Below are 22,578 nucleotides of genomic sequence, written 5' to 3'. Positions count from 1 at the left end.
ACATCCTTTTAAAGGTATCACGTTATCTCTTTTCATTTATTTTATAGTGTTTAGTTTACGCTTTTTGTGCCAAAAAATGTTGTGGGTTATTAAAAAGTGCTCTTTCTTTTCGGTAAGTTTATTTCTACGGACATTAAGGGAACAGTATACATGATATTCTTTATTTACCATATAAATCAGCTCATCAAACTTTTATAAGGGAGGTGTTCCCTTATCCGTTTCAACGGGGTAAGGAGATAAATTTGGAAACAGTAAATGTCATTTTATTCATCGTATTAATTATATTAACAGCCTTTTTTGTTGCAACGGAATTTGCCGTCATTAGGGTACGGTCGACGAGAATCGACCAGTTAATTGAAGAAGGAAACCGGAACGCTTTAGCAGCAAAAAAAGTAGTATCAAATTTAGATGGTTATCTTTCAGCCACACAGCTGGGCATTACGGTTACCGCACTGGGTCTAGGCTGGATAGGTGAACCTACGGTAGGTCATTTATTAGAACCGCTTATTGACATGCTTCCTTTTGCTACATCACTTTCGCATGTCATATCTTTTGTTCTTGCTTTTTCGGTTGTCACATTTTTAAATGTGGTAGCTGGAGAACTTGCGCCCAAAACAGTGGCGATTCAAAAAGCCGAACAAGTGACGCTGCTATTTTCCCGTCCTCTTATTCTTTTTTCTAAGTTACTTTATCCGTTTATTTGGCTTTTAAACCACTCAGCAAGGGGCGTTGTCGGATTATTCGGCCTGAAGCCAGCTTCTGAAAACGAAGTAGCTCATAGTGAAGAAGAACTTAGAATTATTTTATCTGAAAGCTATGAGAGCGGTGAAATTAATCAATCGGAATTTAAGTTCATGAATAATATTTTTGAATTTGATAATCGTACGGCTAAAGAAATCATGGTGCCTCGTACGGAAATTGTTAGCGTATCAGCAGATGAAACGATAGAAGAATTCTTAAAAATGGCTAGAGTAGAGCAATATACTCGCTATCCAGTAGTTGTAGATGGAAACAAAGATCAAGTGGTGGGATTAGTTAATATTAAAGAAATATTAGCGGATTACATAAAAGAAGATGATATTAAACCACGTACCGTGCAAACGTATATGAAACCCATCATTCAAGTCATTGATTCCATCGCCATTTACGACTTATTGCTTAAAATTCAAAAAGACAGAATTCACATGGCCATCTTAATAGACGAGTACGGAGGAACAACAGGGCTTGTAACGGTAGAAGACATTTTAGAAGAAATTGTTGGTGAAATTCGTGATGAATTTGATGATGATGAAATACCGGACGTACACAAAATTAGTGACAATCACTACGTACTCGATGCGAAGGTATTGATTGAAGAAGTAAATGACTTACTCGGAACAAATATTGAGCAAGAAGACGTTGATACCATTGGCGGCTGGATGCTGACCGAAAAGTTTGATCTTGCTAAAGGTGACAGCATCACAAACGAAAGTTTTTCATTTAAAGTCATTGATATTGAACATCACCATATTAAACGAATCGAAATAACAAAGGAAAAAAGTACGGATAACAGCTGATTATCCGTACTTTTTTTGATGCTCTTTTTTAAATGTCAAGTACTCTTTATTCTCTCGTACCTCCTTCCATTTTTTCATAAAAATAGCCGCCGATTTTGCTTTTTGTTCATCAATTTGCCGTTCATTACGCTCTCCGTCTTTGCTATATTTCTTTCCGCCTTTGTAGTTCGCGTAGCGCCTGGATCGCGTATATCCCATTTGGAGAAATTTCCGGGCCATGTCCATTCCAACAAAATCGCTTTTTTCTTTGTAGGTTAAAAAAAGCTGATAAATGGCGTCCGCGGATTCCTCAGCAATTTCAGGTGTTCGAAAACGCCAATGAGGAAGAATTTCACTTTTATACGGCTCCACAAGGAGAACTCCTTGTTCTCCTTTTCCTACTCTATACTTTTCAGGATGTTTTCTAAAATCGATATGCTCAAAGTCAAGTGAATAATCAAATGCCACGGCTCTCCCCTCCTTTTTGATCTCTACCCCTTACAAATGAATGATAAAACTTTTCTTAAAGAAGTTTTTTACATGCAGATGCGGGTAATAATAGGTGGATAAGTATGACTAACTTTTTTCTCCATGCTAAAAGAAGTCCGAACTTATTAAATCATGGTACGGGAGCTTTCTATCAAATTCGCCATTATGGGAAAGAAGATGTTTCCGTGATGTCTGCTGTCATCAAGGCATTAACCGTAATCGCTGAAACAAATCGCTCTGCCATCAAAAACGACGTGTGGGTTTTCTCTTCCTATATCGTAGAAGGGCTGCAAAAAGAAGAGTGGCTTAATCAGCTGCTCAAAAACCTTGCAAAAGCTTGTGAAAAAAAAGGCGCTTCTATGTTGATAGAATAAAAGTCAAAAAACGCCGCTCATCAACTGAGCGGCGTTTTCTTACGATATAAGGTGCTCTATCTCTTCTCTCTTTTTCACTATTATAAGTTTATCGTTATATGACGTACGAAGGATATGCAAAATTTCAGGTTTACTTTGCTTTTCGAAATCCGCATTCCATTGAAACATTTTAATGAAAATAGAAAACGTCCGTGCATAATTTGCTTTTTCTATTTTAGCTTTTTGCAGAACATACCTTTTTATAATAAATCATATTCTTTTTAGATAATGGATGTCGAGAAAAATAATAAGGTCAGCTCTATTAAAAATTTCATTCACCCACGTATAGTATAAGCCTTCTATAATCCATTCTTTTGAAGCTGCAATATGATCACTTTTTTCTATCCGTTTCACTTCTTCTTTTATCTCCTTCATATGTTCGTTCCCACATAATATTATTAAGTTCGTAGTGAGGAACTTTTAATTCATGGGATAATAAACGGGCAAGAGTTGTTTTTCCACTTCCAATAGATCCAACGATATGTATTTTTTTACATGAAGCGCTTTGAATACCTCATCTCCTCCTACTTCAAACCTGTTTTTTTACACATATTGTATAATTCACGTTCTTTTTCTCTAATGCAAACTAGAACGTTTTATGCTAGTATTTTATGGTACTTGACTGAAAAAAGGAGTGAAATCGCAGTGCCTAAAACCCTTTTTGGAAAACTTACGCTGTTTTGGATTGGACTATTTTTATTGATTACAGGTCTATTTTTTTATTATAAATATACAAACCAAGCGTTTACCGCTGCAGATTTATTCTTTCGCGCCTCTCCTCCTTTAGCTGCTATTGGCTTCCTTTTAAGCGCAGCCGGACTATATGAAGAACGAGGGAAAAACAAGCTAATTCCTCTCGTTGTACTCAGCATTAGTTTTGTCATGCTTTGCCAAGCAGGCTATCATTTTATACATATGCATACTCCCCCGGCGCGTCCCTGACTTTGTCTCATTCTCATTTATAAAAAAGCTCTTCGTTTAGTATATTAAACGAAGAGCTTTACTCTCTATTCAAATAAACGCACAAGCTTTTTTGTGTAGGGATGCCTGTTTTTATCAAATAGATTTGCACGGTCAAATTGATCGATAACCTCGCCTTGCTGCATAACCATCATGCGACTGCTCATAAATTTCACTGCCGCTAAATCATGCGAAATAAACAAATAAGATAGCTGAAACGTCTCCTGCAAATCTTTTAATAAATTTAAAATTTTTGCCTGTACTGTAACGTCAAGACTCGCTGTTGGTTCGTCTAATAGCACCAGAGACGGACCTACGCTAATGGCACGCGCAATCGCTACACGCTGAAGCTGTCCACCGCTGAGTTCATGAGGATAATTCAACGCATATTCTGCGCTAATCCCGACTGTTTCTAACAAATAAAAAGCGAGTTCTTTTTCGTTTCTGCTCACATGAGATAAAAATGAAGGAACGGTTCGCTGCTGCCGTAAAGGCTCGAGCAAAGAATCGATGATTTTTACTTTTGGATTAAAAGAAGCCGCGGGGTTTTGAAATACGACTTGCATGCCTAGACGAGCTTGCTGCAGTTTTTTTCCTTTTAACCGGTGAAGAGGTTTCTCTGCAAACCATACTTCTCCCTGCTGAATCTCTGTTAACCTTAGCACACTTTTTACAAGCGTACTTTTTCCGCTTCCACTTTCTCCAACAATCCCTACACATTCTCCTTTATCGATATGCAAGGAAACATTATTTAGTGCTTTAACGTCTTTATACTGTTTCACCAGCTGCGTGACGTGTAATATACTTTTTTCTTTCATATCTCACTCCTATATCAACACTTTTTTCTGCATATCTAACAATCGATCAGGCGTTTTCTGTAAAGAAGGAATGGCGTTAAACAGTTTTTTTGTATAAAAGTGATGCGGAGCGTGAAACAGAGATTCGATACTGTTTTCTTCCACGATCTCTCCTGCTAACATAATGGCTGCTCGGTCTGCATATTTCCGCACATGACGCAAATCATGGGTAATAAACAAAATGGCACAGCCTGTTGCTTCTTTCAGCTTATGCAGCAGCTGAAGAACTTCAGCTGCTGACACGCTATCTAAAGCCGTGGTTGGTTCATCTGCAATAATCAAGGCAGGCTTCATCACCAGTGCTAAAGCAATCGCTGCTCGCTGAAGCTGTCCTCCGCTCAGCTGAGAAGCATAGCTTTTATACACGCGTTCATTAGGTAAATTCACAGCTTTTAGAGCCTGAAAAATGGCAGCAGTCCTGTCTTTTTTAGCAAGCTTACTATGTGTACGAATCGTTTCATCAAACTGCTTTCCAATTGTTAAAAAAGGAGTAAAGGCGCTTCGATAATCTTGAAAGATATACGAAATATCTTTTCCAAGGATAGGCGCATATCCTTCCTGCTTAAATATAATAGATCCTCCTTTAAGCGTTACACCTGAAGGCAGCAGTCCTCCTATCGAAGCAGCAGTGATACTTTTACCGCTTCCGCTTTCTCCAACGAGCGCCATCCACTGTCCTTGCTCGATTGTAAAAGAAACGTCTTTTACGATTTGTTTTGTTTTATTATGAATGGCTAGATGCTTTATTTCTAAAACGATGGCGATCACCTCTTTTACTGATTAACTTGATATTTCCCTCGAATATATTCACCTAAAGCTGTAAACGCCAGCACAAATAAAATAATGGCCACGCCTGGTATCAACATTAACTGCGGAGCATTGTAAAAGTAGGCCCTGCCTTCATTTAGCATCGTTCCCCATTCCGGAGTAGGCGGCTGAGTCCCTAGTCCAATATAGGATAATGAAGCCATCATTAAAATAATTTTCCCTATATCCAGCGTAGCAAGAACAAGAATATGTCCTCCCACATGAGGAAGAAAGTGGCGCAGGATTAAAGGTAGTGTTCCCACTCCGTTTAATTTAGCGACCAGCACATATTCTTTTGACTTTTCTTGAAGCACAATACTGCGCACTACCCTTGCATAACCAACCCACTTTACAATAACCATCGCAGCAATTAAGTTAAATAATCCAGGCCCTAACAGTCCGCTTAAGACGATGGCTGCAATATAGTCAGGAAAAGCTAAAAAAGCGTCTACAATTCTCATTAAAAAGCGGTCTATTTTCCCTCCAATATACGCTGAAACTAAGCCAACAGGTACTCCAATCAAAAGAGAAAGAGCTAAGACAAGAAAGCTAGTTCCAATTGTGGTCTGAGCTCCAGCCACGATTCGTGAAAAGAGATCTCTGCCTAAGTGATCAGTTCCTAACCAGTGATCACCGGTGGATTTTTGAAGCCGATCTTGCATATTAACTTGTGTGGGATCCATCGGTGTTAGCTGACTTCCAAACAGACAAAATAAAATAAGCGCAATACCACACACGCTTATCACTACAAAAGGAAGCTGCGGCTTTTTCACGTTTTATCCCCTCCCTTTACATAGAGCTGGGGATTTACATATTTGTAGCTCAAATCCACAAATGAATTAATTAAAACAACAAACAGGCCCATCCACAAAATATACCCTTGAATCACAGGATAATCACGATTCATAATCGCATCAATGACTAATTTTCCAATGCCAGGATAAGCAAAAAGCACTTCAATGATGACCGTTCCTCCAAGCAAACTGCCTAAGCTCGTGCCTAAAATGGTAAGGATGGGCGTTAAGCTATACCGGAACGCGTGGAAAATAAAAATGCGGCTTTCACTGATTCCTCTTGCTCGAGCCGATCGTACAAAATCTTGTTTCAGTCCTTCTAGCAGACTAGCTCTAATCATTCGCATATACACAGCGGACATGGCAAAACCGAGTGTTAAAGAAGGCAGTACAAGATGAGCCGCTGTGCCTGTCCCCATCGAAGGAAGCCATTGAAGACGTACAGAGAACAGCTGTATAAACAAAAGGCCGAGCCAAAAGCTTGGAATAGACGCTCCAATTAAGGAAATACTTCTGCTGAGATAATCAATCCATTTATTCGAGTATAGTGCTGACAGCGTGCCGAGTGGCACAGCTATTAACAGCATCACAACCAAAGATGCAGCCGTCAAGCGCAGCGTAGCCGGAAACTTCTCGGCTAATTCATCGATGACAGGCTCTTTTGTCATATACGAAGACCCTAAATCAAACTGAAAAAAGCGCTTCAGCCACTTTACATATTGAATATATACAGGTTCATTAAACCCTAGCTCTGTTCGCAAACTATTTATTTGTTCCTCAGAAACTGCCACGTCATCTACACGGAGCATTTGCTTAACTGGGTCTCCTGGAGCCAGCTTCATCAAAACAAAGCTGAGAAACGATAGGATAACTAAAAAAATGAGTAATTCTATTATTCTTTTACCAATTAATTTCATATCTATTTCACATCTAAATCCTTTGTTATCACATAGTATTCACTTTTAGTTGTGACCCAATTTTTCACATTGTCTCTATAGGCCACAAAATTATTCGGATGAACAATCGAAGAATGGAGCGTTTCTTTTTCTACTATTTCTCCGGCTTGTCTTGCTAACTCATTGCGCTGTTTTTGATCAACTGTTTTATTGAGTTTATTGATAATGGAAGTTAATGCTGGTTCATGAAAATGACCTACATTAAATGCTCCTCCCTCCATGTAAAGAGCATTAAAGAAATATCCTGCATCTCCTCGCGGCGCGGTTACTAGACTATATGTAACGATTCCCCAATCATTTTTTGTTGTCATATACTCGTCCATATTTTCCACTTGTTGAATGTCTATTTTTACACCAATCTTTTTTGCTTCTGACTGAAGCATTTGTGACATTAAAGGCAGTTCTGGACGATAAGGGTATGTAACAAGCTTAAAGGAAAGCTGTTTTCCATTTTTTATTGCTTTTCCATCCTTGAGTATATAACCGGCTTTTTCTAAATATGTTTGAGCTTCACTTGGTCCATAGATTTTCGTTTTTTGATCGTTCGAAAAATCTAAACTCTTTAAAAATGGACCATTTGCTGGGGATCCTTGACCTGCAAGCGCTGTATCGACAACATCTTTTGGATTTAATAATACATCAAACGCTTTTCTCACATTTTTATCTTTAAACGCTTCTTGCCTTGAATTATAAAAAAGCATTTGATTTCTCAGGCTCGGCTGTACATCTACTACAATAGAAGAATCTTTTTTTAACGTGTTTAAGCTTTCAATAGCCGGACGGTACACAATATCGGCTTCACCTGATTGCAAAGCGGACGTTCGTGCATTTTCATCATCATTAAATGTTAACACAACTTCATCCAATTTTGGTTCCCCGCCCCAGTATTCTTTATATTTTTTTACTTTCATTTCATTATCCGGTTTAAACGAAGCTACTTTAAATGGCCCTGTTCCCACGGGTTTACTTTTTGTATCTGGAGCATCTACATCAATAATTGCTGTGTTTGGATGAACAAGTTCAGAAGGCAGCGTGGCAAGCGGCTCTGTTGTTGTAATGGTTAAGATTTGGCCACTGGCTTTCATTTCTTTAATTTTAAGTGCACTTTTCATTGCTTCGCTTTCTTTTATCGTTCTTTCTAACGAATGTTTCACGGCTTCAGCATTTAGATCCTTGCCATTTTGAAACGTAATCCCGTCTCTAATCTCAAATACCCAGGTCGTCCCATCATCTTCTGTTTTCCACTTTTTTGCAAGCCACGGTTCAGTCTGTAATTGCTCATTAACTTTTACTAACGTTTCGGCAATACCGGCTCGTACAGTTGTATAATTTAACTGTGGATCGAGCGTGTCACTTGGAAAATTCGATACAAAAGTAAGTGATTTCTTTTTGCTCTTTTCTTCGGTACTCGCAGAGTTACTCAAACATGCCGCTAGCAGACCTATCGCAGCAAGCGTTAAGCATAGCAAACTTATCCTTTTTCTCATATAAACCCCTCCTTTATTCAAAACAATCTTTCTTTTATGTACGGTTTCTAACTATAACTTCCTCCTTTTAAATCGTAACGATTATTATTATCATAAAAAGTTTAATTTGTTTACCTTACTTTGTCAACAAAGGTTTTTAAAGGATATAGGCGCTCTAACAGTTGTTTTCACCCTTTATGATGATTAAAATTTATTGATAACGCATACAAATGAGCATAAAAAAAACAAAGCCTTCTCGAGGCTTTGTTTATGCAGCGTGTTTTTTTCTTTTATATTTCCACATCATATATCGATAACGAATCGTGCAGCCTATACAATATCCCATTAGCGCTACACCAGCAGCAAGAATCACCATTATACTAAATACATAGCCGACAAGCGTATAGCCCATTAAAAATGAAATGAAAGCAACCCCCATACATATCGTTGCAATCCATTGGTTAAAAAGCTGCTGATCCCGGTCTTCCATTTGATAAGAAGAAGCAGGCTTTTTGAGAAGCTTTTTCCCTGCCATAATTACGGGATTACGCTTTGTTGCAAGTGTGACTACTCCAATGAGAAAAGGCAAAAGTAAAAGCCACTTTGCCGCAAGTAAAGCGATCAAAACCGTTATAACGATAAAGAGTTGATTAAGCTGAACTAATGGTTTGGGAATGCTCATGGAACTCCTCCTTCTTAAAACCTATTATACAAATTGGTTTACTAATTTAAAAGAAAAAGCACTCCAAATGAACGATAAGACTCATATAAAAAAGTTACATAATTTCACTAACGTACTTTAAGATCAGTATCGTAAATAAAATCAAGACAACGTATCGTAAAGAACGAATTCGACGTTGAAGAAGACGTTTTACATGCCTTTTATTACGCATATGGGTTCTCCCTTTCGTATATTGAATTGTCTCTAGACACACTTATATCATACTTTTTCGGAGAACACCAACGTCAGAAAAAATTGCCAAGAACCAAAGCTTTATGCGCTTAAAAAGCCTTTTCCAATTACATCTCGTACATCGTGTACAATCACAAATGCTTCATCATCAATTTTTTTAATCAGCTTTTTAAGCTTAATGAGCTCTTGTTTATTAATGACCACATACAAGATTTCTTTTGATTCTTTTGTATAGTTCCCTCGACCGTTTAGAATCGTTACTCCGCGATCAAGCTGTTCATTGATTTGATCTGCTACTTCATTTTTGTTGCTTGAAATAACGGTAACGGCCTTTTTGGCATCAAACCCTTCAATAACAAAGTCAATTACTTTTGTTGTAATATAAAGCATGAGGATCGTAAATAGTAGCTTTTCGATTCCAATAATAAAATAAGAAGCCAATACCACTAGTAAATCAACTATTAAAAGTGCATGACTGACTTTCCAGTTTAAAAACTTATTTAGAAGTCGAGCAATAATGGCTGAACCTGCTGTTGTTCCACCAACTCGTAAAATCATCCCAATTCCAACGCCTAGCAGTACACCGGCAAAAACCATGCCAATGAGCTCTTCATGAAGATGAAGACCCCAACCTTCAGTTACGTGAAGAAAAATAGATGTAGCGATAATCGTAATCATCGTATAGACGATGGTTTTTTTCTCTAAAAATTTATACCCTACGATAAGCAAGATACCGTTTAAAATAAAGTTAGTGCTGCCCGTTGAAAGATGCGTTGTATAATATAAAATAATTGATATACCCGTCACGCCGCCTTCACCTAGTCCTATTGGAATGACGAACATGTTAACTGCAAGTGAAAATACAAACGAACCTATTAATAAAAAGATGACATCTTTTACTGTTTTACTCATCGATTAAACCTCCTCGGCATAAAAATTCACATAAAAAAGCCCCTTCTCCAAAAGAGAAGAGACGCTTATGTTTAGTTTTTATATTACGTATTCTTAAATTGCCATGTATGACTATAATATGTTCAAATACGTTTGTCAAACGGAAAGTTTATGCATTATGTGTAACCACGGCTATGAGTCATTTATCTTTTATGTATACTAGGAATGTTTTAATTTATTTAAACAAAGACGGATGCAGGAATTAGTTGACTCAATCAATTCTTTATCGCCTTTTTTTAATCGAATTTCTAACGCACGTTGAAAATAGTGATGTGCTCTGGAAACAACCCGCTGATCAAGTAAACATTTTCCATAATGCTGATAGACAAAGTCTTCATATATGTGAAGGTCTTCATCTGCTTTTAATTGTTCAATGAGTAGCTGAAACGTTTCATTCGCTTTATCCCACTGTTCTTGCCAGTGATATGTATGTCCAAGTCGGATCGTATTCAAAAATTCACCTATTGTATCAGCATGCCGGTCATATAGATAAATGGCCAGCAGCAGATGTCTTTCACTGCTCGTTAATTCTCCAAGTATGCGCTCATATACACCAATATGTCCATATGTTTTAGCAGCGGCACACTCATCCTCTTCTTCAAGAGCTCGTTTCTTTAAATAGATAATTCCCTGCTTCATTTGGTGTGGGTTAACCGGAACTTCTCGAAGCTGTTCATTAAATCGATAACTCATATTAAACGGAAGATCTCTGATGTTCATGCACGCTCCTTTCATGTGGCACATCAGCAAACATACTTTCATGACCGCTTGCTTATGGTCCATTGGATGTAGGATTCTTTCCATTTTGATACGTTTACGCGATTTACAGGAAAGCTCAGCAAAAGTGCTGAGCTGTTGGTTCTTATTATTTTACTTATATATCCATTTTATCACAAAAAATACTACCGTAAAGATGCTCAGGCAGTCTTCATATAAAAAAATGGTTTTTTATCAATAAAAATGGTTTTATGCTCTTGAAAGCCTATACGCTGATACAATTTCTTGGCTTCTACGTTATTATATTCAACGTTTAACGATAAAAACATCTTACGCTTTTTGGCTTCTTGCTTGGCTACATTTAAAAGAGCCGTTCCTATCCCTTTTCCACGATAAGCTTCATCTACACATAGAGAGTCAATATAATAATCTCCATGTTCAGTTTCTATATCAATTTCCCATGCTGGATTATTAAGTTTAGCACGTACAAAACGCTTAACTGGTTCATAAAGCGTTTGTAACATACTTCCTTCGTAGCAAAGCATAAGTCCAACTACCTTCTCCTCGACTTCTGCGATTGTAATATGATGATAGCTATAGCGATTCTTCTCAGACAGAATAAACGCTTTAAGTCTTAAAAGCGCTTCTTCATTCGTTGTAGCCGCCGTATGAGAGCGTGCAATACTGCCAAGCATGTCATAAAGTAATTCCGTTACAGCAGAAGCATCTTCTTTTCTTGCTTTCCTTATTTTCACGATTTTCAAACTCCCTTTATTCTCTTCGCTTGCGTTATTTGTAGCAAACCTTCTTACCTATCTACTTTAACACGAAAAAGAAAAGAAAGAAAAAATTAACTGCTAATCTTCCTTTCATTGTATAATTAATGTATATTTTCAAATGAATGGATGATGACTATGAAAAAACACCGTCAGCAGAAAGATACTACAGTAAGTGGATGGGAAGTTTTAGCAGAAATTCTTTTGCAAGTGCCTCAGCTGCTCATATGGCCCCTGCGTCTTCTTATACGGATTGGTCGCTCTTTGTTGGATGGTATTTAGCCACTCCTATACAAATACTTACTTAACTCAAAAAAAAAAGAAATTCAGCAGTTACTGAATTTCTTTATTAGTTTTTTGCTTTTTTGTATCCTGCTTCTTGCGCATCTTTTTCGGTACAAAACCAAATGACGTGGTTCATGGTTTGATTGTAGTGCGCCCCAGTTGGCACGTGATAAATTTTAGAGTTCTGATTTCCTTTTATTTTACCTTCACAGCTTTTGGCAGACTGAGTATCCTTTTGTTTAGAAGAGGAGTGATTTTTTACAGCATCCGTATTATACCCTTTTTCCTGGGCATAGTTTTCAATGCTCCAGATTCCTTTTTCGCTTTTTCGAGCCTGCTCCTGGATTTTCTTAAATTCATCTACGTACTTTGTGTTAGGAGGAAATACTGCTACGCGGGCTAGCCCTTTTGCTAGCAGCTCTTCATTATACAGCTCATTGTCTATCCATACATACGCAAGTAACCGGCCATATTGATCACGCTCTTGCACATCAAATTCAAGGGTGATTTCCTGTCCTTCTAGTCTTTTTTTTGTGTAAGCAGATGCTTCTGGACCAAAGGGCTGTACGCCTAGTTTGGGATGCTTTGTTTCGGGGGTATCAACAAGAAGTAATCGCACGCGATCTCTCTTTCCGTTCAGCATTTTCACTTTAAGCGTATCACCGTCCACTACTCTTTCTACCGTAGCCGCCTCACCTACTACATCTTCACGATTTGCTTTAGAAGGACTATGATCTTCTTCTTGATCTGATGAATCTTCTACTTGAACTGCTTGTTTTGTATCGGCAGAAGATGTGCTTGAATGACTTGCCTGCTCATCGCTGCATCCAGTAAGAAGCAGCATAAACATCGCAAGCATCGTGCAAATAATTGCTTTTATTTCTTTCAAAACCCGGGCCCTCCTTTAACACGTTCCCTATCTACTATATAAAAGTAAAATGATTTTATAAATAGTGTAAATCACCTAAAAACAAAAACTCGTGAAAATACCTTTCACGAGTTTTTTCGTGCGACTGTTATAAAAACTGGTTACCTGTTTTAAAGTTATTCTTTTAAATAGCATCTATTTTATTTTTATTTCACGAACACATTTTTCGTTTTAGTGTATCCAGATTTTTAATCATGAGGATATTTTACACTACAAATACATTTATCGTCTACCGCCTTATAAGAATAAGGAATAGCCGCACAAATAGAATAAGTGTAAATATTTCAATATAATAACTGACTAACACGATTGCTATTTTTTTGTAACATAAATAAGAGCCCTCATTAACAATAGCTAATAGGGCTCTTCAAACCTTTGTTTTTACGATCGAATTTTTTGTTTGCGCATCCACTGGGTAGCGACCCACTTTTCTCCTTTTATAACAGGAGCTCCCCCGTGGAGAGTACGGTCATTAAGTTCAGCGTCACTATAAAAATATTCAAAGTACACGGCCATTCCTTTTGTCGGAGATACGGAAAGACCCAGCTTAGGAAAATAAGTTTCTCCTCCTTCTTCGACATCGTTTAAGTACATAACCAATGTACTAATACGGTTGTTTTTAGATGCTTTACTTGCAGAAGTGAAATAATCGTGATGTGCTTTGTATTCTTGGTCAGGCAAGTATTTTAAAACTTGAAGACCTTCAGCATATTCAATAGATGGTCCCATGATTTTAGAAAGTCGTCTTTCGATTTGATGTACAAGCTCGTTTTCGCTTTCTTCAAAAAACATGCCGCTGCTCGTTCGAATACTGTTTACTTCACGTGCAGCACCAATTTTTGATCGCTGCATTTTATCTTTGGATAGCTGTATAAGTTCGTCACATTCTTCGTTACTTAGGACATTTCCTAAAACTAGAACAAGAGGCTCTTCAAATCGAGCAACAATATCAATCTCTCTGTCTTCTAATTTAATTTTATTCCCTGTATGGTTAAAAATCGTTTGTTCTTTCGTTAGTAAAGATGTATTAGTTAGAATCATCTTTTATCGGCTCCTCGAAATAGCTATTTTCCAATTCTTCACTTCATTACATGTAAACGCTTACTAATAAGAATTATATCATGAATACGAAGTAAATTCTGCTAGTAAAGGAAATAAATAAAAAGAAGCCCGTTATATAACGAACCTCCCTCATTTTTTCTTTTAGATTTCACATGTCGTTTAAATGCTTTAACTATCTAAAAGACTCTTTTAATATAGAGTATACGTATCAAAGGCTGCCTAAAATCATCGGTACACAAGTTCTTTTTTACTTAAATCAAGCGTTTGTGATGTAGAAGCATGAATTTCGTTAAAAAGCGCTGGATTTTCTACCAGTGACAAGCCGTAAGAAGGAATCATTTCTTTTATTTTTGATTCCCATTTCTTCATATGCTGCGGGAAACACTTTTCCAGCACTTCAAGCATGACATGAACGGCAGTCGAAGCGCCTGGCGAAGCCCCGAGCAATGCAGCAACGGAACCATCAGCTGAACTCACAACTTCGGTACCGAATTGAAGAGTTCCTTTACCTCCGGCTTCCGTATCTTTGATTACTTGTACACGCTGACCCGCTACGACGATATCCCAGTCTTCGCTTTTTGCGTTTGGAATAAACTCGCGAAGTTCTTCCATACGCTTTTCATCGGACAACAGGACCTGCTGAATCAAGTATTTCGTTAAGCCCATCTCTTTGACGCCTGCTGCTAACATCGTTAAGATATTATTCGGTTTTACAGAATTGATTAAATCCAAATTTGAACCCGTTTTTAAGAACTTTGGTGAAAAGCCGGCAAAAGGTCCAAACAGCAGTGTTTTTTTGCGGGCGATATAGCGTGTATCAAGGTGCGGAACCGACATCGGCGGAGCGCCAACCTTTGCTTTTCCGTACACTTTCCCGTGATGCTGCGCTACAACTTCGGGGTTATTGCATACCATAAATAATCCGCTTACCGGAAACCCTCCAATATGTTTGGACTCAGGAATACCCGTTTTTTGGAGTAAAGACAGACTTCCGCCTCCTCCTCCGATAAAAACAAAGTTCGCCGTGTGATATTCCTGTTTGCCGGTATGAATATCATGTACTTTTACTTCCCACGAGCCGTCTGCGGTACGTGTCAGATTTTCAACGCTGTGGTTATAGTTTATTTCTACCCTTTTACTTTTTAAATGTGTAAACAACATACGAGTTAAAGATCCAAAGTTCACGTCTGTCCCTGAGTCGATTTTGGTTGCCGCAATTGCTTCAGTCGATGTACGGCCTTTCATAACAAGCGGCATCCATTCTTTTAGCTTTTCAGGACGATCTGAATATTCCATCCCTTGAAACAATGGATTATTTGATAACGCTTCAAAACGTTTTTTCAAAAAGGATACGTTCTTTTCTCCTTGTACGAAACTCATATGAGGGATTGGCATAATAAACTCTTGCGGATGATGAATTAAATTACTGCTTACAAGATATGACCAAAACTGTCTTGAAAGCTGAAACTGTTCATTAATCCGCACTGCTTTCGTAATATCTATAGATCCGTCAGCTTGTTCAGATGTATAGTTCAACTCGCACAGTGCAGCATGGCCAGTCCCTGCGTTATTCCATTCATTCGAGCTTTCTTCTCCTGCATCTGCGAGTTTCTCAAATACTTTGATTTCCCATTCCGGCGCTAACTCTTTTAGTAAAGATCCCAACGTTGCGCTCATCACTCCGGCCCCAATTAAGATAACGTCTGTTTTTTTATATACATTGCTCATCACAATCTTCCTTATCTTTTATATTTTAAAAAAGCACCTTTTAGCAACATGCCTGTTCTACCTGACTCTCTACATATTAAGTATGTCTGACAAGTTATCTGTCTTACATAATGGGCGTTTTTATACATACCCTTTCATCTTGTCCTTTTTTAACATGCTCAATATCACTTCAGCGGTTTCTTCAACTGCTTTACCTGAGACATTAACAATAGGACAGCCAATGCGCTTCATAATTTTCTCAGCATAGTCCAGCTCTTCAAGGATTCGATCTACATTGGCATAATTGGCTTGAGACGCTAAACCTAAATTTTTTAATCGTTCTTTTCGGATTTCATTGAGCTTATCCGGTGTAATAACTAAACCAATACATTTATTTTTCGGAATAGTAAAAAGTTCATCAGGAGGCGTCACTTCTGGAACTAACGGTATATTCGCTACTTTAAGACTTTTATGAGCTAAATACATAGAAAGTGGCGTCTTAGATGTTCTCGAAACACCAATCAACACTAGATCAGCTCGCTTGATGCCTCTGAAGTCTTGTCCATCATCATATTTAACAGCAAATTCAACTGCTTCTACTCTTCGGAAATAGTTATCGTCTAATTTTCTCGTTAATCTCGGTTGGAGATTAGGTTCTTTATTAAAGGTTTGGCTAAAGGCACTCATGAGTGGGGTCATTAAATCAATGGCTACAATTCCTTCTTCTTGTGCCTTTTGGTCAAGATACTGTTTTAAAGGTGGGATGACGATAGTATACGCAATGATGGCCTCGTTACACCTTGCTTCAGCAATGATATTATCAATATTTCCCTCATCTTCTACGTAAGAAGTATTTTGAATTTCAATATCTTCTCCACTAAATTGAGTTAAAACTGCTTTTACCATCAGCTCAGCCGTTTCACCTACTGAGTCGGAAATTATATAGACAATTTTTCTTTTATTCACATTAAATCTTCCTATTCTTTGATTTTAATAGTTTAATAACGCTAGTATTTTTTGTTCAACTATCATTTATCAGCTTGCAAGATACATATTTTATGGGTAATGAATGGGCTAATATCCTGGATACTGTGATTATAAACACTTAAAAAAACGAGCGAATCCAGGATTTATGTCATACTAATTATAAAATAAAACTAAATATGTTATACTATTTTCATTAAATGTTATATTAGCATTAAATATACGGAGATACAATCCCTTTTCTCCGCATTTTATAAAAAGTTTGAAGTAAGAAAAAGTTTAGATGTTAAAATGTTTTATGCTTTGGCATGGTGGCACCCATCAGGGCTGAGAGGCGTTTTGCAGCGATAAGTACGAGGATAGTTATATAGTTATGTTGTTTATAGCATGATTTTTAAGTTATAGAAGATTTATTCTTATCTATTCTTTTTAGCTAAGAGTGCTATAACTAAAAATAATGAACGGTTTACTTTCCACCTTATGTATACTAAAAACACCGCCTAAAAGACGATGTTTTGAATAGTTGGTTATAATGCATTGTCATGAAATAGATTAATTTTTATAAAACGGGATTACTTCTAGTAGATTTTTGCAATAAAAATTTAGAAAGATAATGAGATACGCCGTTTTCGTCACAGTTAAATTCCGTTACGTCATCGACAATTTCTTTAATATGATCCGGCGCATTTTTCATCGCTACGGCATAGCTGGCAAACTGAAACATTGGTAAATCATTATTGCTGTCGCCGATTGCTAGAATGTCTTGCTCGGGCAAATTAAAATGTTTTAGCATTTGCTGAATTCCCGTTGCTTTATTTACGTTTGCCACCATCACTTCAACATTGTGTTTAGAGGAAGTAGAAGTTGTAAAGTCGATTTCTTTTTTAAGTTCTTCAAGTTCCTCTTTCCACTTATCGATATGCTCGTGCGTTCTTGCAAAGAAATAGAACTTTGAAAATTCACTTCCCTCTACAGAATCTTTCCAGTCAATTTCTTCTTTAATCGCTTGTTTACGAGAAAGCCATTCGTTAATTTCCACACTGTCTGGCTTTGGCTCTCTAATTTCATTTTCCACATAGGACTGATCTTGTTTTAGCGTCACGCGAGGTGTGCTATACGGGAAAAGCTCGTAGTATACCTTGTTCGCTCTTGCTTTTTCAATAATAGTTTCCACCAATTGAAGGGAAAGCGAGTGCTGAAAGACTGACTCTTTTCCTACGTACCCTGCCATACCATTTGACGTGATAAATCCATCCACTTGAAAGCCTTCAGGAACTAACTCTTCTATTTCATCAAACGCTCTTCCCGTAGCAATAAAAACAAAAATTCCCTGTTTTCGTAATTCGTCAATGATTTCTTTTGTTTGAATACTTACTTTGTTGGCGCGATTTAATATCGTGCCGTCCATATCTAAAAAAATTGCTTTAGGTTTTAACAACATATTTATTCCCCCTATTTGTAAAAAGAATGTACTTGGCAAGTATAAACTTTTCCATTTTCAAACTCAATGAATGTACTTTGCTTTTCTCTTTTATAAAACTACTATAATACTCTCCTTACATCTAAAATTGTACAAGCGCTATAAAGAAAGAATTTTATCTTTGCAATAAGCCTTTATATACTAATAGCCGGCTAGGCTAATTTGATATAAAACTGCATTCACAAAAACGAATTTTTCTTTTAGCCTTTAGAGTATCGTTCAAAAAAGATATAATAAGACTGTTACAGATTAAATACATACAGAGGAGGTCAACATGAACGAACCATCCAATTTTTCTCCTTACCTTATTAAACAAATCAGCGATGCGATCGATGACAATATCAAAGCAAAGTGCATAGACTTTTTATATGATTCTCATTCGTTTTTTTCGAATGAAAAAGATTTTATAGAAGACTACATTTTAAATATATTGCAAGATACGTTTGTTTTAGAGAATAAATTAATAAATCCTAAGGAAATAAGAAACCCGGCCTACAAAAGAAGACAATCGAATAAGAAAAACTGGCTGCAAACGTTAAAAAAAGATATTAAAGCAGAAAAGCCTAATCCTATTTTTGAAGACATTGAATTGGCCAAAAAAGTGATGGATAAAAAAGTGGATACCGAACACTTAAAAAAGCTGTTTGGCGTGGAAAAACCTGAAGATATTTTAAAGATAAAGTTAAAAGAAGTAGAGGCATGGGCTAAAAGTAAAAAAACAAACATTACTGATTTTCCTTATTTAGATTCAAAAATGAATTATCAAATAGAGAAAGCATTTCACACAGACTTTACTTTTTTAATTGCTGAAATCATACTAGAAAAATACAATGGGAATTTGAGTAACTGGATTGATAAACGATTAAATTCGTGGGTAGAGGCCCCTATCTTCTCAAATGAAAGTCACTCTCTTAAAACCAATATGGAAGTTAAAACAAACTCCCAAGAAGTCGTTTTATATAATGACTATAAAGTTGATGAAGAATATTTCATTCGCACCATTATCCCTGTGAATGATAATCAAACGGTTCTTTCCAAACGAAATATGGTTTTAGATCCAAAAGATTCTCAAATTATCCAGTTTGCTCTTTCACAGCGCGACGAGATGTTTTATAAAGAAAAAACGGTGACTCTTGATTTAGCGGATATCGTTAAAGAAATTTATAATTCAAAAGGTGTAAAAAACTATGAAGCGGTTGAAGCCCGCATTATGAAAATTGCCAGATACCACGTAGAAGGTGTAGCGAAGAAGAAAAATTCCAGAGATACAAAATTTGCGATAAACTTCTTCCAAAAAGCTGTTATTGAAACCGATGAAGTAACGGGCAGACGATATGCAACCATCGTATTTAGCGACGATACGCATCAAGGCTTTTTAAATCAGCAGTTTGTACAAATTTATAGTGACGTTATTAAAAAGTTTAAAGATAACTCGCTGTCTTCTTTACTGCTGTATGCATTTCAAAAAGAGCGATTAGATTGTTATTTACAAGAGAAGTCTTACACCCATTTTTACCCGTATCAATATTTTGCTTCAAAAGTTCGTTTTCGTTCAAAGAAAATTGATGTCAATCTAAAATTAATTAATGAATCTCTAGCAGAGTTTGTTAGCAATCAAGTACTGATCCAAAGTTATCAGCAAAAACTTCAAGGATTTGAAATCTCTTTTATTCCTCTTCAAAATTATGAAATTCAAGACTATTTTGGAGGGGAACATAGAGAAACATTGGAAGGGTAAATTATTCCCTTCCTTTTTTATTTGATATTTTGCCGCTTTCAGCTTATAAATACAAAATATCCCTCTACTTTTATTTCATAGTTTGGAAGTTTTGTCATTTTTAACGTACTAACCAGAAGCTTTTGCCGTTTTTGACGTACCTGTTCGCTTCTTTTGCCGTTTTTAGCGTACTAATTACTACCTTTTGCTGTTTTTGACGTACCACTCTGATTCTTTTGCCATTTTTGACGTACTACATTCATTTTATTTACTCGTAATCACTTATTAATTGTTAATTATTCTCTTTTTTTCGTAAAACAATCCTACCTTTTGCCGTTTTTTACGTACTCCTTCACTACTTTTGCCGTTTTCTGCGTACTAAACATTGCTTTTCCCTTTGTTATTGCCTTTTCAAACCCCATTTTTTATTTTTTTCGCAGCATATATAAAGCTTTTGCCATTTTTGACGTACCAAACAAAAACTTTTGCTGTTTTTGTCGTACTACTACGTCGTTTTTGACGTTTTTCACGTACTAAAAATAGCTTTTGCCATTTTTGACGTACTGATGAAATTCATTGTGTTATTTACAACGATCAGAGAAGTGATTTTTTTACCTTTTTTTAGGTGAATCGAGATAACTTTTGCTGTTTTTAGCGTACTACTCTTCACTTTTGCTATTTTTGGCGTACTATACTGAGCCTTTTGCCGTTTTTTACGTACTAAAACGCATAAAGTTTTTTTTGATTTTTACTGATCGTAACAAATACTGTTCTGCCGGCGCTTGCTTGCTTTTGCCGTTTTTGGCGTACTAAAAAACCTATACGCTGCACCCCTTGATATGACAGCATTCTTTGAAACTTTTGCCGTTTTTAGCGTACTACTCGTTCGTTTGCGATTCTATTTCTTATTGATATAATTTTCACAAGGTATTCTTTGTTATTTTACCCTAATAAATTATTGTTGATATGAAATAGATTGGAGGGATTCTCATGATAAAAAAAGAATTTGCGAAAATTGGAAAACAAATTATTCGCCAATTGTCTAGCACCGTAGAAAAATATAAAGATATTGAAGATCACATGGACCTAGACGCTCATGGGAACCCTACAATCAAAACAGTGGCAGAACATCACCGTTTATCTAAATCTCAAATTTCACAATTAATTTTTTATCACTTCCTTCACGTTGATGAAAGAGGTATTATTTGTGATGTTTCTGAAAAAGAGATTGCAGCCGCTTTGAACTGTACCGTTCGAACAGTTCGCAACAACAATGTAGTATTAGCAGAAACAGAATTAATTTCCTATTCTCGCAGCGGCAAAGGAATCAATATTTGTATTGTTCCCTATCCTCAATATTTTGAAGAACACGGCTTTGGGTTTATGGAATTAGAATATACTCGCTTTGAAGAACTTATTCTAATTGAAAATGTAAATGCCCTTCGCTTAGAGCTGCGCAAAGAATTGGTTTATGACAACGATACGATTAAGCGTCAGTTTAATCCTGCAGAAAACACTTCAAAAATTAGCTTTAATGACTATAAAATTTTTACGCCGAAATATACTCACTACAAAGGTATGATGCAAAAAATAGCTGAAACACAGACAAGCGCATTTAAAACAGTTGTCCAAGGATCTACTATTTTCTTTGTTTTAAAAGACGGAGCTAAAAATGGCAAGATGTCAAAACAAGAAAAGAAAGATCAATACGCTGCGGCGATTCGACGTACTATTGAAGAGACTTTTGTAAAATTATCTGGACACAGCACAGATTCTACCGGAATTGTTATGTCTTCATTCCAAAACGAAGACATCGCTGATTTGGTTCAGCTTTCTTTTGAATATGGTATTGAACGAGTAAAGTCTGCCCTTTATTCTCTGATTGAACAGGCCTTCTTCAGCCATGATGCTCAAGTCGTTGAAAATTACGGTGGAAAAATCCGTACGCTCATTCGAAAAGAGCTTTCAAAAAATCTTCAAGATCAAGTCCCTGCCGAACTTACAGCTTCATAAGGGGCTTCTTTGGCATGCCTTTTTTTTATTTTCTCTCCCTTCTCTTCTCTTATTGATACAAATAGTGCAAACAAACACCCCTTTTTGCAGCTATCCAATTCCATTATCCTATCTATATAAACGTAATGAGTTCAAATAAATGATATTTCTTGTGTATAACTACGGAATATTGCTAAAAAAATACCTTCATACTTATCCACAAAAGAAAGAAAACATATTCAATGACTGTCATATCATCCTTTTTGTTGATAAAAACATCCCTTTTATTTTTTTATTAACGATAATTTCCAGGTTATTTACTTTTTAACATGACTATTTTTATCCACAATGGAAATAATTCATACTTTTAATAGCAATCTTCATACTATGAGTTTTAAAATCCGTCTATTGCAGAAGAAAAAACATAGTGAATAAAATAGTTTCCATATCTGTTGTTATAAAAAACATCCTTTAGCTAAAGGATGCTGTTCACAAAAAATGTCTATTTTCCACACAGTTATTTATTGAAAAGCAATTTCCTCTCTAACCCTTGATATCATTGGGTTTTCACAGGGTTTTTCTTTCTTTAATATCTGTATATAATGTTTGTTAATAAGATCTATATTAATCTCTGTTATAAGGTTTTATTTAATATTTGTATAAAGAAATGTTTTAAAGATATCTATACCTGAGGATTTTTTCTTTTTCTAAATTAAGGAGTTTTCATTACGTATACCTAATACAAATAAATTAAAATAAAACAATAATTCAAACGCCTCTTCATAAATT

The 22,578-nt window shown here is 36.4% G+C and carries 22 protein-coding genes; 5 read left to right on the top strand and 17 right to left on the bottom strand.

Annotation, left to right across the window (positions count from 1 at the left end; all coding sequences use genetic code 11):
* Nucleotides 1–242: 242 nt before the first annotated feature.
* Nucleotides 243–1,556: a hemolysin family protein gene (locus AC0C45_RS16070; RefSeq protein ID WP_047931841.1), complete on the top strand. Its 1,314-nt coding sequence runs from the start codon at nt 243–245 to the stop codon at nt 1,554–1,556.
* On the opposite strand, the gene AC0C45_RS16065 is transcribed toward AC0C45_RS16070, so the two are convergent.
* Nucleotides 1,557–2,003 (bottom strand): DUF4385 domain-containing protein, encoded by a 447-nt coding sequence (locus tag AC0C45_RS16065; protein WP_013083648.1) that lies wholly within the window; start codon nt 2,001–2,003, stop codon nt 1,557–1,559.
* 104 nt (nt 2,004–2,107) lie between these two features.
* Between AC0C45_RS16065 and AC0C45_RS16060 the strand changes: the two genes are divergently transcribed.
* Entirely contained in the window at nt 2,108–2,398 is a 291-nt protein-coding gene (locus tag AC0C45_RS16060; RefSeq protein WP_047931843.1) for a hypothetical protein, read from the top strand.
* Between the two features lie 249 nt (nt 2,399–2,647).
* Here AC0C45_RS16060 and AC0C45_RS16055 read toward each other — a convergent pair whose 3' ends face one another.
* Both AC0C45_RS16055 and AC0C45_RS16050 read right to left on the bottom strand, forming a co-directional pair.
* Complete coding sequence (locus tag AC0C45_RS16055) at nt 2,648–2,791, bottom strand: P-loop NTPase family protein (protein WP_237892458.1); 144 nt, start codon at nt 2,789–2,791, stop codon at nt 2,648–2,650.
* Nucleotides 2,769–2,906, bottom strand: a complete 138-nt coding sequence (locus AC0C45_RS16050) for a shikimate kinase (protein ID WP_237894153.1) — start codon at nt 2,904–2,906, stop codon at nt 2,769–2,771. Before AC0C45_RS16050 ends, AC0C45_RS16055 begins: the two co-directional genes overlap by 23 nt.
* Before the next feature lie 176 nt (nt 2,907–3,082).
* Here AC0C45_RS16050 and AC0C45_RS16045 point away from each other — a divergent pair, with 176 nt between their 5' ends.
* The gene (locus tag AC0C45_RS16045) at nt 3,083–3,379 is read left to right on the top strand and encodes a hypothetical protein (RefSeq protein WP_047931844.1); all 297 of its coding nucleotides are present in this window, start codon (nt 3,083–3,085) and stop codon (nt 3,377–3,379) included.
* 65 nt (nt 3,380–3,444) lie between these two features.
* Here the strand turns inward: AC0C45_RS16045 and AC0C45_RS16040 are convergent, their stop codons facing one another.
* The 14 genes from AC0C45_RS16040 to AC0C45_RS15975 form a co-directional block, all read right to left on the bottom strand.
* Nucleotides 3,445–4,215 (bottom strand): ABC transporter ATP-binding protein, encoded by a 771-nt coding sequence (locus tag AC0C45_RS16040; protein WP_034651057.1) that lies wholly within the window; start codon nt 4,213–4,215, stop codon nt 3,445–3,447.
* Between the two features lie 9 nt (nt 4,216–4,224).
* The gene (locus AC0C45_RS16035) at nt 4,225–5,022 is read right to left on the bottom strand and encodes an ABC transporter ATP-binding protein (RefSeq protein WP_237892459.1); all 798 of its coding nucleotides are present in this window, start codon (nt 5,020–5,022) and stop codon (nt 4,225–4,227) included.
* Between the two features lie 5 nt (nt 5,023–5,027).
* Complete coding sequence (gene nikC / locus AC0C45_RS16030) at nt 5,028–5,834, bottom strand: nickel transporter permease (RefSeq protein WP_034651053.1); 807 nt, start codon at nt 5,832–5,834, stop codon at nt 5,028–5,030.
* On the bottom strand, nt 5,831–6,772 hold the full coding sequence (gene nikB / locus AC0C45_RS16025; protein WP_034651050.1) for a nickel ABC transporter permease: 942 nt from the start codon (nt 6,770–6,772) through the stop codon (nt 5,831–5,833). The genes nikC and nikB overlap by 4 nt, the downstream gene beginning before the upstream one ends.
* A gap of 2 nt (nt 6,773–6,774) precedes the next feature.
* A complete protein-coding gene (gene nikA, locus AC0C45_RS16020) occupies nt 6,775–8,298 on the bottom strand; it encodes a nickel ABC transporter substrate-binding protein (protein WP_472928257.1) in 1,524 nt (507 codons plus the stop codon).
* A gap of 247 nt (nt 8,299–8,545) precedes the next feature.
* A complete protein-coding gene (locus AC0C45_RS16015) occupies nt 8,546–8,959 on the bottom strand; it encodes a DUF4395 domain-containing protein (protein ID WP_034651044.1) in 414 nt (137 codons plus the stop codon).
* Between the two features lie 312 nt (nt 8,960–9,271).
* Nucleotides 9,272–10,102, bottom strand: coding sequence for a YitT family protein (locus tag AC0C45_RS16010; protein ID WP_047931846.1), 831 nt, complete (start codon nt 10,100–10,102; stop codon nt 9,272–9,274).
* A 198-nt stretch (nt 10,103–10,300) separates the two neighbouring features.
* Complete coding sequence (locus AC0C45_RS16005; protein WP_034651039.1) at nt 10,301–10,861, bottom strand: hypothetical protein; 561 nt, start codon at nt 10,859–10,861, stop codon at nt 10,301–10,303.
* A 197-nt stretch (nt 10,862–11,058) separates the two neighbouring features.
* Nucleotides 11,059–11,613, bottom strand: coding sequence for a GNAT family N-acetyltransferase (locus tag AC0C45_RS16000; protein WP_016764587.1), 555 nt, complete (start codon nt 11,611–11,613; stop codon nt 11,059–11,061).
* Between the two features lie 370 nt (nt 11,614–11,983).
* The gene (locus AC0C45_RS15995) at nt 11,984–12,808 is read right to left on the bottom strand and encodes a thermonuclease family protein (protein WP_237892462.1); all 825 of its coding nucleotides are present in this window, start codon (nt 12,806–12,808) and stop codon (nt 11,984–11,986) included.
* A gap of 420 nt (nt 12,809–13,228) precedes the next feature.
* Nucleotides 13,229–13,888: a 2OG-Fe(II) oxygenase gene (locus AC0C45_RS15990; RefSeq protein ID WP_013057538.1), complete on the bottom strand. Its 660-nt coding sequence runs from the start codon at nt 13,886–13,888 to the stop codon at nt 13,229–13,231.
* A 246-nt stretch (nt 13,889–14,134) separates the two neighbouring features.
* On the bottom strand, nt 14,135–15,637 hold the full coding sequence (locus AC0C45_RS15985) for a malate:quinone oxidoreductase (RefSeq protein WP_047931849.1): 1,503 nt from the start codon (nt 15,635–15,637) through the stop codon (nt 14,135–14,137).
* Between the two features lie 120 nt (nt 15,638–15,757).
* A complete protein-coding gene (locus tag AC0C45_RS15980) occupies nt 15,758–16,582 on the bottom strand; it encodes a pyruvate, water dikinase regulatory protein (protein ID WP_472928256.1) in 825 nt (274 codons plus the stop codon).
* Nucleotides 16,583–17,159: 577 nt separating this feature from the next.
* Nucleotides 17,160–18,041, bottom strand: coding sequence for an HAD family hydrolase (locus AC0C45_RS15975; protein ID WP_472928255.1), 882 nt, complete (start codon nt 18,039–18,041; stop codon nt 17,160–17,162).
* 313 nt (nt 18,042–18,354) lie between these two features.
* Between AC0C45_RS15975 and AC0C45_RS15970 the strand changes: the two genes are divergently transcribed.
* Together AC0C45_RS15970 and AC0C45_RS15965 are read left to right on the top strand one after the other, a co-directional pair.
* On the top strand, nt 18,355–19,818 hold the full coding sequence (locus AC0C45_RS15970) for a hypothetical protein (RefSeq protein ID WP_013083667.1): 1,464 nt from the start codon (nt 18,355–18,357) through the stop codon (nt 19,816–19,818).
* Nucleotides 19,819–20,787: 969 nt separating this feature from the next.
* Nucleotides 20,788–21,810: a hypothetical protein gene (locus AC0C45_RS15965; RefSeq protein ID WP_016764593.1), complete on the top strand. Its 1,023-nt coding sequence runs from the start codon at nt 20,788–20,790 to the stop codon at nt 21,808–21,810.
* Nucleotides 21,811–22,578: the final 768 nt, after the last annotated feature.

This window comes from Priestia sp. VA7, assembly GCF_055710015.1.
The sequence above is the reverse complement of the archived record's forward strand: the minus strand, read 5'-3'. Positions and strand labels throughout refer to the sequence as shown.

Coding starts and splice junctions, on each gene's coding strand:
- nikB (WP_034651050.1), bottom strand. CDS start 6,772: ATGAAATTAATTGGTAAAAGAATAATAGAATTACTCATTTTTTTAGTT.
- AC0C45_RS15990 (WP_013057538.1), bottom strand. CDS start 13,888: ATGATTCTAACTAATACATCTTTACTAACGAAAGAACAAACGATTTTT.
- AC0C45_RS16010 (WP_047931846.1), bottom strand. CDS start 10,102: ATGAGTAAAACAGTAAAAGATGTCATCTTTTTATTAATAGGTTCGTTT.
- nikA (WP_472928257.1), bottom strand. CDS start 8,298: ATGAGAAAAAGGATAAGTTTGCTATGCTTAACGCTTGCTGCGATAGGT.
- AC0C45_RS15970 (WP_013083667.1), top strand. CDS start 18,355: ATGAACGAACCATCCAATTTTTCTCCTTACCTTATTAAACAAATCAGC.
- AC0C45_RS15985 (WP_047931849.1), bottom strand. CDS start 15,637: ATGAGCAATGTATATAAAAAAACAGACGTTATCTTAATTGGGGCCGGA.
- AC0C45_RS16015 (WP_034651044.1), bottom strand. CDS start 8,959: ATGAGCATTCCCAAACCATTAGTTCAGCTTAATCAACTCTTTATCGTT.
- AC0C45_RS16060 (WP_047931843.1), top strand. CDS start 2,108: ATGACTAACTTTTTTCTCCATGCTAAAAGAAGTCCGAACTTATTAAAT.
- AC0C45_RS15965 (WP_016764593.1), top strand. CDS start 20,788: ATGATAAAAAAAGAATTTGCGAAAATTGGAAAACAAATTATTCGCCAA.
- AC0C45_RS15975 (WP_472928255.1), bottom strand. CDS start 18,041: ATGTTGTTAAAACCTAAAGCAATTTTTTTAGATATGGACGGCACGATA.
- AC0C45_RS16005 (WP_034651039.1), bottom strand. CDS start 10,861: ATGAACATCAGAGATCTTCCGTTTAATATGAGTTATCGATTTAATGAA.
- AC0C45_RS16040 (WP_034651057.1), bottom strand. CDS start 4,215: ATGAAAGAAAAAAGTATATTACACGTCACGCAGCTGGTGAAACAGTAT.